Raw genomic sequence first — 14325 nt, 5'->3', positions numbered from 1 at the left:
CCCCTTCTGCTCACGGCGCTTGCGCCGGCCCGATTCACAACTCAAGCTATGCTACTTTCGCCCAGTGTCCGTCTAAGGAAAAGGCCCTCGACATGCGCATTCTCATCACCGGCGGTGCCGGATTTATTGGCTCGGCCCTGATCCGGCACTTGATTCAACACACTGAGCATGAAGTGCTCAATCTGGACAAGCTGACTTACGCCGGCAACCTCGAGTCGCTGACCAGCATCGCGTCCAACAGCCGCTATGAGTTTGTCCAGGCCGATATCATCGACCAGGCCACCGTCAGCGCCCTGCTCGCACGCTTCGAACCCGATGCGATCATGCACTTGGCGGCCGAGTCCCATGTCGACCGCTCCATTGACGGCCCGTCGGATTTTATCCAGACCAACATCGTTGGCACCTACAGCCTGCTGGAAGCCACGCGAGCCTATTGGCAGAAGCTGGCAGAGCCGGCAAAAAGCGCATTCCGTTTCCACCACATCTCCACTGATGAGGTTTATGGCGACCTGCACGGCGTGGACGACCTCTTCACCGAGACCACGCCTTACGCACCGAGCTCGCCGTATTCCGCGAGCAAGGCAGCGTCCGACCACCTGGTACGCGCCTGGCAGCGCACCTATGGCCTGCCGGTGCTGTTGACCAACTGCTCGAACAATTACGGGCCGTTCCATTTCCCCGAAAAATTGATCCCGCTGGTGATTCTCAACGCTTTGGCGGGCAAGCCACTGCCGGTGTATGGCGATGGTCTGCAGGTGCGTGACTGGCTGTTCGTCGAGGATCACGCGCGTGCGCTGCTCACAGTGGTCACCACTGGGGTTGTGGGCGAAACCTACAATATCGGCGGCCATAACGAACAGAAGAACATCGACGTGGTACGTGGCATCTGCGCCCTGCTGGAAGAACTGGCGCCGCAACGCCCAGCCGGCGTGGAGAAATTCACTGACCTGATCACCTTCGTCAAGGATCGCCCAGGCCACGACCAACGCTACGCCATCGACGCCAGCAAGATCGAACGCGAACTGGGCTGGGTCCCGGAAGAAACCTTCGAGACCGGCCTGCGCAAAACCGTGCAGTGGTACCTCGATAACCTGGAATGGTGCCGCAGGGTCCAGGACGGCAGTTATCAAGGTGAACGACTGGGCAATACTGACTTGAAGGATTTGATCGCATGATGAAGGGAATTGTATTGGCCGGCGGTTCCGGCACGCGTTTGCACCCTATTACCCTGGGCGTGTCCAAACAGTTGTTGCCGGTGTATGACAAGCCGATGATCTACTACCCGATCTCGGTACTGATGCTGGCGGGGATCAAGGACATCCTGGTGATCTCCACGCCAGTAGACTTGCCGCAATACCAGAACCTGCTGGGCGATGGCAGCCAATTCGGCGTGCGCTTCAGCTACGCGGAGCAGCCTTCGCCGGATGGCTTGGCCCAGGCGTTTATCATCGGCGAAGAGTTCATTGGTAATGACCGTGTGTGCTTGATCCTGGGAGATAACATCTTCCACGGCCAGCATTTCGGCGATCAACTACGCACTGCGGCCGAACGCCCCTCAGGCGCTACCGTGTTCGGTTACTGGGTCAAAGACCCTGAGCGCTTCGGTGTGATTGACTTCGATAGCGAAGGCCGCGCCCTGTCCATTGAAGAAAAACCGGCTAAGCCGAAGTCCCATTACGCGGTGACCGGCTTGTACTTCTACGACAACGACGTGATCAAGATCGCCAAGGCGGTCAAACCTTCGCCACGCGGCGAACTGGAGATCACCGACGTCAACAATGCCTACCTTCAGCGTGGCGATCTTCACGTTGAACGCTTCGGCCGTGGGTTCGCCTGGCTCGACACCGGCACCCATGACAGCCTGCTGGAAGCCTCGACCTACGTTCAGACCATCGAGCACCGCCAGGGCTTGAAAGTGGCCTGCCTGGAAGAGATCGCCTATGAAAATGGCTGGATCGATCGTGATTATCTGCTGGAGCGCGCCAAGTACTTTGGCAAGACCGGCTACGGCCAATACCTCTACTCGCTTGCCGGAGAGACCCAGTGAATGTAGTTGAAACCACACTACCCGGCGTACTGATCCTCGAGCCAAAGGTATTCGGCGACGAACGCGGTTTCTTCTACGAAAGCTTCAATGCGCGCGCCTTTGAAGCAGCCACCGGGCTCAAGCGTAATTTCGTGCAGGACAATCACTCACGCTCGCAAAAAGGCGTGCTGCGAGGTTTGCACTATCAGCTTGAACACACTCAAGGCAAGCTGGTACGTGTTACCTACGGTGAAGTGTTGGACGTAGCGGTCGACATCCGTCGCAGCTCACCCCACTTTGGCCAGTGGGTGGGTGTCCGCTTGTCGGCACAGAACCATCGCCAACTCTGGGTGCCGGAAGGCTTCGCCCATGGTTTCGTGGTGTTGAGTGAGTACGCAGAGTTCCTGTACAAAACCACCGACTACTACCAGCCAAGCGCCGAGCGCAGCATTCTCTGGAATGACCCGACGCTGGCCATCGACTGGGAGCTGGCCGAACCGCCGCAACTCTCCGCCAAGGATCAGGTCGGCAAACTGCTGATGGAAGCTGACTTGTTCCCATGAAAATCCTCATCACCGGCCAACACGGCCAAGTCTCCCAGGAGCTGCAACAGCGGCTCAAGGGCCTGGGCGAACTCCTCATCCTGGGCCGCGACCAGCTTGACCTGGCAGACGCAGACCTTATCCGCCAGCAAGTACGCACCCATCGCCCTGGACTGATCATCAACGCTGCGGCCCACACCGCCGTCGATCTGGCCGAGAGCGAGCCGGACGCTGCGTTCGCCATCAATGCCATCGCCCCCGGCATCCTCGCCGAAGAAGCCAAGGCCCTGGGCATCCCGCTGATTCACTACTCGACCGACTACGTGTTCGACGGCACCAAACCTGCCCCGTACACCGAAAGCGACACGCCGAACCCATTGGGTGTCTACGGCCAGAGCAAGCTGGCGGGTGAGCAGGCGATTGCGGCTGCAGGCGGCGAGTACCTGATCTTGCGCACCAGTTGGGTCTACTCCAGCCACGGCAAGAACTTCCTGCTGACCATGCAGCGCCTCCTGCAGGAAAAACCACAGATGCGCATCGTGGCCGACCAGATCGGTGCGCCGACCTGGGCCGGGACTATCGCCAACAGCACCCGCGTGCTGATCGAGCAGTGGCAGGCCGGTAAGGCAGGGGATTGGGGTGTTTACCACCTCACTGCCCAGGGTGAGACTTCATGGTTCGGCTTTGCCCAAGCCATTGGCGAGCAACTGCGCGCCGAGGGCAAGGCCTGCGCCGAGCTGGAGCCGATCCCTTCCAGCGCCTACCCGACCCCCGCCAAGCGCCCGCTGAACTCGCGCCTGGACTGCACCCGCCTGCAACAGCAATGGCACGTCAGCCAGCCACAGTGGCAAGACGCATTGCACGAGTGTCTTGCACAGCAGCACTAGGCATAATGCGCCTGTACCCACAGGCGCGACTTCCATGACCCCACCCCTTCCGCGAAGACCCCGCTGGCGCAGCCTCGCCCTGCTGGCTCTGTGCCTGGCACCGCTGTTGTGGCCGCTGGAGCATTTGGCCGAGCGCTATTACCGCAGCGAGCTGGCCGGGCAAAACCGCCAGACCCTCGACCTCTACGTCGCCAACTTGCTGGGCACCCTGCACCGCTATGAAATACTGCCGCAGATCCTCGGGGACTTACCGGCCCTGCGCACTGCATTGGGCGCGCCCCACGTCAGCACCCACCTGGTCAATGCCAACCAGTTGCTCAAGGACGTCGCCGCCCAGGCCGGGGTAGAGGTGATGTATCTGATGGACACCACCGGCAAGACCCTCGCCGCGTCCAACTGGGACAAACAAGACAGCTTTGTGGGGCGCAACTTTTCCTTCCGTCCGTATTTCAGCGAAGCCATGGCCGGGCGCCTCGGCCGGTTCTTCGGCCTGGGCACCACCTCGGCCAAGCGCGGCTACTTCTTCGCCGCCGCGGTGCGTGACGGCGATACCGTCATCGGCGTGCTGGTGGTGAAGGTCGACTTGGACCACACCGAAAGCCTGTGGGGCAATACCCCGGAACAATTGCTGGTCACCGACCACAACGGCGTGGTGATCCTCACTTCGCGCCCGCAATGGCGATTCCGCGCCACTCGGCCACTGACCTCCGAAGAACGCCAGGCCATCATTGCTATCCAGCCCTACCCCACCCGCGACCCGCAGCCGTTGAGCCTCAGTAGCAGCGCTTGGCTGCGCCAGTCCACGGCTATCGCCGAGACTGGCTGGAACGTGGAAATCCTCGCGCCGCGCTCGCTGATCAACCGTCCAGTGCGCACGGTCGTCGCCGTGGGCGGTGCCACGTTGTTGGTGCTGATGCTGTTGCTGGGGTTGCTGATGCAGCGCCGCCGGCACTATCTGGAACGCATCGCCTTCGAAGCCAAGGCCCGCCGCGAGTTGGAAATGCGCGTGGCCGAGCGTACCAGCGACCTGGAGGGCCTTAACCGGCGCCTTAAACAGGAAGTGCTGGAGCGCGAGCATGCCCAGCAAGAACTGGTGCGCGCCCAGGACGACCTGGTCCAGGCCGGTAAACTCTCGGCGCTGGGCACCATGTCGGCGAGTATCAGCCATGAATTGAATCAGCCACTGGCGGCGATTCGCAGCTATGCCGAAAACGCGGAGATCCTGCTCGACCATGAACGCACCAACGATGCCCGCGGCAACCTCAAGCTGATCAGTGAATTGACCGGGCGCATGGCCTCGATCATCGCCCACTTGCGCGCCTTCGCCCGCCGTGACCGTCACGCGCCGGAGAGCGTGGCCCTGCAACCGGCACTGGATGACGCCCTGGCATTACTGGCCAAGCGTCGGCGTTCGATGGAGGTGGAGTTGATTCGCGACTTGCCAGAGGCGACCTTGTGGGTGCAGGCCGGTGAAACCCGTCTGCGCCAGGTGCTGGGTAACTTGCTGGCCAATGCTCTGGACGCCCTCACCGAAAAAGGCCCGCCACGCAGACTCTGGCTGAGTGCCGAAACCACGCCTCAGGGCGTCAACCTGTACATTCGCGACAATGGCCCGGGCTTTTGCATGGAAGCCCTGGGCCGCGCCAGCGAGCCGTTCTACACCACCAAGACGCGCACCCAGGGCCTGGGCCTGGGCCTGGCGATCTGCGACACCCTGATGCGCGCCTTCGGCGGCGAACTGTTGTTCGCCAACCACAAGGAGGGCGGCGCGCTGTTAACCTTGAAATTGCGCGCCGGCTCGCCGGGCGTCAGTCTGCAACCGTCCGAGGACCGCAGTGTATGAGTATCGACAACTCGACTCAGGTGGTATTGATCGACGACGATCCACACCTGCGTCAGGCCCTGTGCCAGACCCTTGACCTGGCCGGCCTGAAAGTCCTGCCCCTGGGAGAAGCCACCGGGCTCACCGCACGCCTGTCCCGCGACTGGCCGGGCGTGGTGGTCAGCGACATTCGCATGCCCGGCATGGACGGCCTGGAACTGTTGGCCGAACTGCACGGCCAGGACCCCGATCTGCCGGTGCTGCTGATCACCGGCCACGGCGACGTACCGCTGGCGGTGCAGGCCATGCGTGCCGGCGCCTATGACTTCCTGGAAAAACCTTTCGCCAGCGACGCGCTGCTCGACAGCGTGCGCCGCGCCCTGGCCCTGCGCCGGCTGGTGCTGGACAACCGCAGCCTGCGCCTGGCTCTCAGCGACCGCCAGCAACTCAGTACGCGCCTGGTAGGGCACTCGCCACAGATGTTGCGCCTGCGCGAGCAAATCGGTGCACTGGCCGCGACCAAGGCCGATGTGCTGATCCTCGGCGAAACCGGGGCAGGCAAGGAGGTCGTCGCCCGCGCCCTGCACGATCTCTCAAGCCGACGCAGCGGCCCGTTTGTGGCGATTAACGCCGGGGCGCTGGCGGAATCGGTGGTGGAAAGCGAACTGTTCGGCCATGAGCCCGGCGCGTTTACCGGCGCGCAAAAGCGCCGCATCGGCAAGTTCGAGTTTGCCAATGGCGGTACGCTGTTTCTGGATGAAATTGAAAGCATGAGCCTGGATGTACAGGTCAAGTTGCTGCGCCTTTTACAGGAGCGCGTCGTGGAACGCCTGGGTGGCAATCAGCTGATCCCGCTGGATATCCGCATTATCGCCGCCACCAAGGAAGACCTGCGCCAGGCCGCCGACCAGGGCCGCTTCCGTGCCGACTTGTATTACCGCCTCAATGTGGCGCCGCTGCGCATCCCCCCGCTACGAGAACGGGGCGAAGATGCGCTGATGCTGTTCCAGCACTTCGCCGACGAGGCCAGCAGCCGCCACGGCCTGCCCTTGCACGAACTGCAACCGGGCCAGCGCGCGCTTTTGCTGCGCCACAGCTGGCCAGGCAATGTGCGGGAACTGCAAAACGCCGCGGAGCGTTTCGCCCTCGGCCTGGAGTTGGCCCTGGATAACACCCAGGACCACCCGGCGGCCGGTGTGCTGACCTCCACGCCCGGAGGCCTAAGCGAGCAAGTCGAACAGTTCGAAAAAAGCCTGATCGCCGCCGAACTGACCCGCCCCCACAGCTCTGTGCGCAGCCTCGCCGAAGCCCTGGGCGTACCGCGCAAAACCTTGCACGACAAACTGCGCAAACACGGCCTGAACTTCGCCGACAGTGCCGGCCAGAGCGCCGATGACGAATGACATCGTCCACCTACAAAGAGGCCGCCATGAGCCGTGATAGCCGTTACCTGGAATCCATCCTTCACCACGACATCCCACTCACCCGGGAAATGGGCCTCAGGGTGCTCGACTGGCAACACGACCAACTGCAACTGCACCTGCCCTTGCAAGCCAATATCAACCACAAGAGCACCATGTTCGGCGGCAGCCTCTACTGCGGCGCCGTGCTGGCGGGTTGGGGTTGGCTGCACCTGAAGCTGCGTGAAGCAGGGATTGAAGACGGACATATCGTGATTCAGGAAGGGCAGATCAGCTATCCGCTGCCGGTGACCCAGGACGCGACAGCCATTTGCGCGGCGCCGGATGAAAAGATTTGGAAGCGCTTTGTGGCGACCTATCAGCGCTATGGGCGGGCGCGGTTGGCGCTGGAGACGTGGATTGTGAATGAAGGCAGTGCGGAGCGTGCCGTCGTCTTCACCGGCCAATACGTCCTGCATCGCTAGCAGCCATGACACAAAACAACTGTGGGAGCTGGCTTGCCTGCGATAGCGGTGGATCAGCCAATACCTGTATGACTGACACTGCGCCATCGCGGGCAAGCCCGCTCCCACATTTTGCTCTGCAGTGGCCTTAAGATCTGGCCAGGGTCAACAGCCGCTCACGCCACGCCGCCTTGGCCGGCAACGCCAGAAAGAACGGGTTCAGCAACGACTCCCGCGCCGGGTAACTGAACGGCTTGCCATTCAACTCCAATACTTCACCCCCAGCCCCTTCCAATACACCCTGAGCCGCTGCGGTATCCCACTGCGAGGTCGGCGCCAGGCGCGGATAACAATCGGCACTGCCCTCGGCTAATAAGCAAAACTTCAACGAGCTGCCGATATTCGCCAGTTTCAACTCGCCCAAGCCTTCACTGAGACCATTGAGCAGGCGCTCCTGCTCAGGGCTGGTATGACGGCGGCTGGCCACCACCGTAAAGGCCTCACCCGAGGCCGGGGCCTGGCGTACTTGAATCTGCTTGGGCGCTGCATTGACGTCCGACCGCCAAGCCCCCAGGCCCGCTCCGCCGAAGTAGCAACGGCCAGTGGTCGGTATCGACACCACGCCGAACACCACGCGCCCTTGTTCGATCAATGCAATATTGACGGTGAACTCTTCACTGCCAGAAATGAATTCCTTGGTGCCATCCAGAGGGTCAACCAACCACCAGCGCTGCCAGCCGGCACGCACGTTCTGATCGATATCGGCGTCCTCTTCAGACAGCACTGGAATGCTTGGGTCCAGCGCGGTGAGGCCTGCGAGAATGAGATGGTGGGCAGCCAGGTCGGCAGCCGTCACGGGAGAATCATCCGCCTTGGACGTCACGGCTACCTCGGCACGCCAGTACGGCAGGATGGCTTCACCCGCCTGCCGAGCCATCTCAATGACCGGTGCGATAAACGGGTGACCTAAAAACAGTTCGCTCATGCGGTGAACGCTCCACGCTGGGTCAACAGGTCTCTTACCAGATACAGCGCAGCCAGGGCTCGACCTTCGCTGAACTGCTCGTTTTGCGCCAGCGCCGACAGCTCACGCAGGTTGACCCGGTCTACCCGCATTGGTTCGGGCTCATCACCTTCAAGACGCTCTTCGTAGAGATCGGTAGCCAACACCACCTGGATCTTCTGGCTCATATAGCCGGGCGACAATGACAGCTCGGTGATGTGCTCCAACTGCCGTGCACCGTAGCCGGCCTCTTCCTTGAGTTCGCGGTCTGCCGCTGCAAGCACGTCTTCGCCGGGCTCGATCAGGCCTTTGGGCAACGACAATTCATATTCGTCAGTGCCGCCGCAGTATTCTTCCACCAGCACTGCATGATCTTCATCGATCATCGCCACAATCATCACAGCGCCGTAGCCCGTGCCACGCCCGACAAGACGCTCATAGGTCCGCTCAACGCCATTGGAAAAGCGCAATTGCACTTCCTCCACGCGGAACAAACGGCTATTGGCGACTATTTCGCGGGCGAGGACAGTGGGTTTCTGGCGCATAAACGGCTCCTTGGCGTGATCGGGTTACTATACCGTGGCTTTTCCGATTGTCTGTGTCGGATATTTTTACTTACATGAGACCCCACCATGCCCTCTCTGCCCTGGCACGCCATCGACACCGTCCTGCTGGACATGGACGGCACCCTGCTCGACCTGCATTACGACAACCACTTCTGGATGGAACACCTGCCGCAACGCTATGCCGAACTGCACGGCGTAAGCCGAGCCATGGCCGAGATGGAGTTGCAGCCACTGTTCGAGCGTAACGCCGGACAGTTGCAATGGTATTGCCTCGATTTCTGGAGCGCCGAGCTCAAGATCCCGGTGCGCGAGCTCAAATTGGAAACCGCCCACCTGATTGCCCTGCGTCCGGATGCCGATACCTTCCTGGCGGCGATCAAACAGGCCGGCAAGCGCGTGATCATGATCACCAACGCTCATCGTGATTCGCTGTCATTGAAGTTGGAGCGCATTGAACTGGCGCCGTATTTCGAGCGATTGATCAGCTCTCACGACTACGGTTTCCCCAAGGAAAACCCGCAATTCTGGGAGGCCTTACAAGCGGATATCCACTTTGACCCGGCCCGTAGCCTGTTTATAGATGACACTTTGCCGATCCTGCGCAGTGCCCGGGATTTCGGCGTGGGACATTTACTGGCAGTGAAAGAACCTGATAGCAAAAAAGGCTCAAAGGACACCGCAGAATTTGCAGCCGTCGGGGATTATCGAGAACTCATTGCCGGGCTTTGATCAAGTGTGGGAGGGAGCAAGCCCCTCCCACATTTTGTTCTGCGTATTACTCAGGGATGCGCAGTGTCTGGCCCGGGTAGATCTTGTCCGGGTGCGACAACAGTGGCTTGTTAGCCTCGAAAATCTTGTTGTACTTATTCGCGTCGCCATAGACCGTTTTAGAGATTGCGCTGAGAGTGTCACCGCTTTTCACAACAACAAAGCGTGAAGCCACCACGACTGGACCACTGACAGTAATATGGTCATCCACACTTGCCACGCCGGCAATGTTGCCCAGCGCCAACAGGATCTTTTCTTTCTCTTCCTGCGTGGCCACTTCACCGGTCACTGTGACCTTGTCGCCATCCACCGTGGTCTGCACGTTTGGATTACCCAGGCCCACCTTGCTCACATGCTCCTTCAACTGCTCACTGGCGTTCGCATTACCCGGCGTCAACAGGTCGACAATCTTTTCGCCGGCTTCTTTGATAAAGCTAAAAATACTCATGGTGCGCTCTCCTTGGGATTTAATTTCCAGATGCCCAAGACTAGACCAGTCCTGCCGACTTGGGTTCCAGACTGGCTAAAGACTCAAAAGTATCGCAATCACCCCTGCCTGGAATAAGCCCGACTAAAACGCGGGTGAACCTTGATCGACGCCCTCTATCAATAGATCAATACAGGCGATTAGACGCGACCCTTTGTCGCGCCTAGTCTAATCACTGATCAATCCGCCGATGGTACTGCCCCATGAACGCCAAGCGCCCTCACTGCGCGGCGCCCGCTCTCGAATCGACCGCGCCCGTCGCCAGCCAGAGCTATCACTATTGCAATCTTGAACACACTGAAGTCGCCAGCACTGCGCTGGCCGAAGAAGTGGCGTTGGCAATTGCCTATAACGATATCAGCCAGGCGGTGATGCTGGTGACGCCTACAGACCTGGAAGACTTCATTGTAGGTTTCAGCCTCGGCAGCGGCATTATCACCGACGTTAACGACATTTATGACCTGAAAATCAGCGGTTCAGGCGCAGCCCAGTACGCCCAGGTACAGGTGTCCAGCCGTGCGTTCTGGAACCTCAAGCAGCAACGCCGCCAATTGGCGGGCACCAGCGGCTGCGGCCTGTGTGGCGTGGAAGCGGTAGAGCAAGCATTGCCCGACCTCCAGGTACTGCCCGGCGCGCCCTTGCCGCCGGCGCAGTGGCTCGACGGCCTGCGCCAGCGTATCAGCGCATTCCAACCCCTTGGCCAGCACAGCGGCGCCGTGCATGCGGCGGTTTTTATGAACAGCCAGGGCGAATTGCTGATGGGTCGCGAAGACATCGGCCGGCATAACGCCCTGGATAAATTGATTGGCGCGCTGATCCGTCAAAAGATTCCGACCGACGGCGGCCTGGCGATTGTTACCAGCCGCTGCAGCCTCGAATTGATTCAGAAAGTCTTGCGCGCGGGCATCCAGACCCTGGTCAGCCTGTCATCGCCCACGGGCCTGGCCCTGCAATGGGCACGCCGGCACAACCTCAATCTCATCCACCTGCCGCAAAAAAGCGCGCCACGGGTCTATAGCCCTGCGATGGAGCACCAGCCATGAGCCTTCACCACCAAGCCGACCAGACCCCAACCCCACGCTACAAGCCCTATAAAGGCCCAGCCGGTGGCTGGGGCGCCCTGATCAGTGTGGCGCAAGCCTGGCTGACCAGCGACAACGCCCTCAAAAACCTGCGCATGATGCTCAAGACCAATCAGAACGGCGGCTTCGACTGCCCGGGTTGTGCCTGGGGCGACTCGCCGGAAAGCGGCATGGTCAAGTTCTGCGAAAACGGCGCCAAGGCGGTCAACTGGGAAGCCACCAAGCGCCGCGTCGATGCGGCCTTCTTCGCCAAGCACAGCGTCACGGCGTTGCTGGAGCAAAGCGACTACTGGCTGGAGTACCAGGGCCGCCTGACGGAGCCAATGCGCTATGACGCCGAGACCGATCGCTACCTGCCCATCAGTTGGGATGCGGCGTTCGACCTGATCGGCAAGCACCTCAACGCGCTGCCCAGCCCGAACATGGCCGAGTTCTACACCTCGGGCCGCGCCAGCAACGAAGCCGCCTACCTGTACCAGTTGTTCGTACGCGCCTTTGGCACCAACAACTTCCCGGACTGCTCGAACATGTGCCACGAAGCCAGCGGCGTAGCCCTGGCGCAGAGTGTCGGCGTGGGCAAAGGTACCGTAACCTTTGATGACTTCGAACATGCCGATGCCATTTTCGTCTGGGGCCAGAACCCCGGCACCAACCACCCACGCATGCTCGAGCCGCTGCGCGAAGCGGTGAAACGCGGCGCTCAGGTGGTGTGTATCAACCCGCTGAAAGAGCGCGGCCTGGAGCGTTTCCAACACCCGCAACATCCGTTGGAAATGCTCACCAACGGCGACAAGCCGACCAACACCGCCTACTTCCGCCCGGCGCTGGGTGGCGATATGGCTATCTTGCGTGGCATGGCCAAGTTCCTGCTGCTGTGGGAACGCCAAGCCCTGGCCGAAGGCAAGGAAGCGGTGTTCGACCACGACTTCCTCAACGAGCACACTGCCAACGTCCTGGAATACCTGGGTCAGATCGACGACACCTCGTGGGAGGAGATCGTCGAGCAGTCCGGCCTGACCCTGGTGGAGATCGAGCAAGCGGCACGCATGTACGCCAAAGGCAAGAATGTAATCATGTGCTGGGCGATGGGGATTACCCAGCACCGCCACTCGGTGCCGACTATCCAGGAAATCGCCAACCTGATGCTGCTGCGCGGCAATATCGGCCGCCCAGGTGCCGGGCTGTGCCCGGTGCGTGGCCACAGTAACGTACAGGGCGACCGCACCATGGGCATCAACGAACGCCCACCGGTGGCGTTTCTGGACGCGCTGGAGCGTCGTTTCCAGTTCCAGGTGCCTCGCGACAATGGCCATAACGTGGTGGAAGCGATTCACGCCATGCTTGAGGGCCGCTCCAAAGTCTTTATCGGCCTGGGCGGCAACTTTGCCCAAGCCACGCCAGACAGCACGCGCACCTTTGAAGCGTTGCGAAATTGCGACCTGACCGTGCAGATCAGCACCAAGCTCAACCGCAGCCACCTGATGCACGGTAAAGATGCGTTGATCTTGCCGTGTCTGGGCCGCACCGACATAGACATCCAGGCGGACGGCCCGCAAGCGGTGACGGTGGAAGACTCGTTCAGCATGGTCCACGGCTCCAACGGCCAACTGCAACCGCTGTCGAAACTGATGAAGTCCGAGCCGGCGATCCTGGCGGGCATTGCTGCCGCCACCCTGGGCAGCAAGCCCGTGGATTGGAGCTGGCTGGTGGCCGACTACGGGCGCATACGCGACCTGATCGCCGACACCATCCCAGGCTTCAAGGACTTCAACGAGAAGATCAAGCATCCAGGCGGTTTCTATCTGGGCAACTCCGCCGGCGCACGCCGCTGGAACACTCCGTCAGGTCGCGCCAACTTCCGCCCGAACATCTTGCCCAAAGACCTGATCCACGAGCGCACCCACGCCACGGGCCGGGTGCCGGACCTGATCATGCAGTCAATGCGCTCCCATGATCAGTACAACACCACCATCTATGGCCTGGACGACCGTTATCGCGGAGTCAAAGGCCAGCGTGACGTGCTGTTCGTCAACGAAGCCGACATCATCCGCCTGGGCTTCAAGCCGGGGCAGAAGGCAGACATCGTGTCGCTGTGGGAAGACGGTCGTGAGCGCCGCGTGAAGGGCTTTACGCTGCTGGCATTTGATATTCCGGCGGGGCAGGCGGCGGCCTACTACCCCGAAGTGAACCCGTTGGTGCCGCTGGAAAGCACTGGCGACGGTAGCCATACGCCAACGTCCAAGTTTGTTGCGATTCGCCTGGAAGCGGCGAGTGACACTGGGTTGATCATGGCGCGCTCGGCCTGACTTGATCCGGAATGTGTGTTGCTTGAACTACCGCTTTCGCGAGCAAGCCCGCTCCCACACTGGGATAGGTTCACCATTGAGACTGTGTGGACCGATCTAATGTGGGAGTGGGCTTTCCCGCGAAGAGACCAGCACAAGCACCGCACATTCGGCAGGCACAAAAAAGGCCGCTTTTGCATAAAAGCGGCCCTTCCGAAGTAGCTAAAGACCCGTAAAAACGACTTAAGTTCCCCATACAAAACAGCAACTTAGCAAATTGTATACAACCTCTGCCGCCGGTCGGATTTCGATTGTCAGCGCCTCGATACAACCTCAGGATCGCGCCGTCATCCCTTGAGGTTTCCCTGAATGAAGTTCTCCTCGATTCTCTTGTTGTCCCTTGGCCTGGTCAGTGGCGCAGCCATGGCAGGCGGCACCACCGAAGCCGGTGTAGGCGGCGCATTGGGTGGGGTACTAGGTTCCGTTGTCGGCCAGCAGCTGGGCGGCAACACCGGTTCGACCATTGGCGCGGCCCTGGGCGGCGCAGGCGGTAGTGCAGTCGGCGCCGACAAACGTAGCCGTGGCGAAGCCGCCATTGGCGGCGCACTGGGCGCAGCCGGCGGTAACGTCGTAGGGCGCAGCGTTGGCGGCAGCACCGGCGCACTGATCGGCTCCGCAGCCGGCGGTGGCGCAGGCGGCGCGCTAGGCAACTACATGGGTAACGAAAGTGATCGCGACAGCCGCCATTACCGCGATCGCGACCGTGACGATCGTCGCTACTACCGCGATGGCCACCCAGGTCGCGGCCATGCCTATGGGCATCGCAAGAACAAGCATCGTTATCGCGACTGATAAACCCGCGCTCTGACGAACACATCCGATGTGGGAGCCGGGCTTGCCCGCGATAGCAGTGAATCAGGTTTAGACGTACTGCCTGATACTGCGCAATCGCGGGCAAGCCCGGCTCCCACATTTGGTCTGTATTGCTTGTAG

Annotated in this window: 14 protein-coding genes; 11 read left to right on the top strand and 3 right to left on the bottom strand. The window is 60.9% G+C overall.

The genetic code is table 11. The features are described 5' to 3' along the window. The first annotated feature begins 92 nt into the window (after positions 1 to 92). The 7 genes from rfbB to JJD66_RS17010 are packed head-to-tail and all read left to right on the top strand — an operon-like array spanning position 93 to position 7162. Complete coding sequence (gene rfbB, locus JJD66_RS17040; protein ID WP_198715439.1) at positions 93 to 1175, top strand: dTDP-glucose 4,6-dehydratase; 1083 nt, start codon at positions 93 to 95, stop codon at positions 1173 to 1175. After that, positions 1172 to 2047 carry a glucose-1-phosphate thymidylyltransferase RfbA gene (gene rfbA, locus JJD66_RS17035; protein ID WP_200648603.1) on the top strand — a complete coding sequence of 292 codons (876 nt, stop codon included), beginning with the start codon at positions 1172 to 1174 and terminating at the stop codon, positions 2045 to 2047. Before rfbB ends, rfbA begins: the two co-directional genes overlap by 4 nt. Beyond that, entirely contained in the window at positions 2044 to 2589 is a 546-nt protein-coding gene (rfbC, locus tag JJD66_RS17030; protein ID WP_198715437.1) for a dTDP-4-dehydrorhamnose 3,5-epimerase, read from the top strand. Before rfbA ends, rfbC begins: the two co-directional genes overlap by 4 nt. Further along, a complete protein-coding gene (gene rfbD / locus JJD66_RS17025; protein WP_200648602.1) occupies positions 2586 to 3455 on the top strand; it encodes a dTDP-4-dehydrorhamnose reductase in 870 nt (289 codons plus the stop codon). Before rfbC ends, rfbD begins: the two co-directional genes overlap by 4 nt. Positions 3456 to 3489: 34 nt before the next feature. Further along, positions 3490 to 5298, top strand: a complete 1809-nt coding sequence (locus JJD66_RS17020; protein ID WP_198715435.1) for a sensor histidine kinase — start codon at positions 3490 to 3492, stop codon at positions 5296 to 5298. Beyond that, complete coding sequence (locus JJD66_RS17015) at positions 5295 to 6680, top strand: sigma-54-dependent transcriptional regulator (protein WP_198715434.1); 1386 nt, start codon at positions 5295 to 5297, stop codon at positions 6678 to 6680. Before JJD66_RS17020 ends, JJD66_RS17015 begins: the two co-directional genes overlap by 4 nt. Before the next feature lie 26 nt (positions 6681 to 6706). Next, positions 6707 to 7162 carry a thioesterase domain-containing protein gene (locus JJD66_RS17010; protein ID WP_034125508.1) on the top strand — a complete coding sequence of 152 codons (456 nt, stop codon included), beginning with the start codon at positions 6707 to 6709 and terminating at the stop codon, positions 7160 to 7162. A gap of 127 nt (positions 7163 to 7289) precedes the next feature. Here JJD66_RS17010 and cysQ read toward each other — a convergent pair whose 3' ends face one another. Together cysQ and nudE are read right to left on the bottom strand one after the other, a co-directional pair. Beyond that, positions 7290 to 8126 carry a 3'(2'),5'-bisphosphate nucleotidase CysQ gene (cysQ, locus tag JJD66_RS17005; protein WP_200648601.1) on the bottom strand — a complete coding sequence of 279 codons (837 nt, stop codon included), beginning with the start codon at positions 8124 to 8126 and terminating at the stop codon, positions 7290 to 7292. Continuing rightward, positions 8123 to 8689 carry an ADP compounds hydrolase NudE gene (gene nudE / locus JJD66_RS17000; protein WP_105225417.1) on the bottom strand — a complete coding sequence of 189 codons (567 nt, stop codon included), beginning with the start codon at positions 8687 to 8689 and terminating at the stop codon, positions 8123 to 8125. Before nudE ends, cysQ begins: the two co-directional genes overlap by 4 nt. A gap of 87 nt (positions 8690 to 8776) precedes the next feature. Here nudE and yrfG point away from each other — a divergent pair, with 87 nt between their 5' ends. Then, positions 8777 to 9439, top strand: a complete 663-nt coding sequence (gene yrfG / locus JJD66_RS16995; protein WP_054896644.1) for a GMP/IMP nucleotidase — start codon at positions 8777 to 8779, stop codon at positions 9437 to 9439. A 46-nt stretch (positions 9440 to 9485) separates the two neighbouring features. Here yrfG and lysM read toward each other — a convergent pair whose 3' ends face one another. Continuing rightward, positions 9486 to 9926, bottom strand: a complete 441-nt coding sequence (lysM, locus tag JJD66_RS16990) for a peptidoglycan-binding protein LysM (RefSeq protein WP_200648600.1) — start codon at positions 9924 to 9926, stop codon at positions 9486 to 9488. Positions 9927 to 10168: 242 nt separating this feature from the next. Between lysM and fdhD the strand changes: the two genes are divergently transcribed. The 3 genes from fdhD (at position 10169) to JJD66_RS16975 (ending at position 14184) form a co-directional block, all read left to right on the top strand. Further along, positions 10169 to 11008 carry a formate dehydrogenase accessory sulfurtransferase FdhD gene (gene fdhD, locus JJD66_RS16985; protein WP_003187702.1) on the top strand — a complete coding sequence of 280 codons (840 nt, stop codon included), beginning with the start codon at positions 10169 to 10171 and terminating at the stop codon, positions 11006 to 11008. Further along, entirely contained in the window at positions 11005 to 13353 is a 2349-nt protein-coding gene (locus tag JJD66_RS16980) for an FdhF/YdeP family oxidoreductase (RefSeq protein ID WP_198715432.1), read from the top strand. The genes fdhD and JJD66_RS16980 overlap by 4 nt, the downstream gene beginning before the upstream one ends. Positions 13354 to 13701: 348 nt before the next feature. After that, positions 13702 to 14184 (top strand): glycine zipper domain-containing protein, encoded by a 483-nt coding sequence (locus JJD66_RS16975; protein ID WP_034125502.1) that lies wholly within the window; start codon positions 13702 to 13704, stop codon positions 14182 to 14184. Positions 14185 to 14325: the final 141 nt, after the last annotated feature.

This window comes from Pseudomonas sp. MF6751, assembly GCF_016613265.1.
GTDB classification, from domain to species: Bacteria; Pseudomonadota; Gammaproteobacteria; order Pseudomonadales; family Pseudomonadaceae; genus Aquipseudomonas; species Aquipseudomonas fluorescens_BV.
This window is presented reverse-complemented; position numbering and strand designations above follow the sequence as displayed.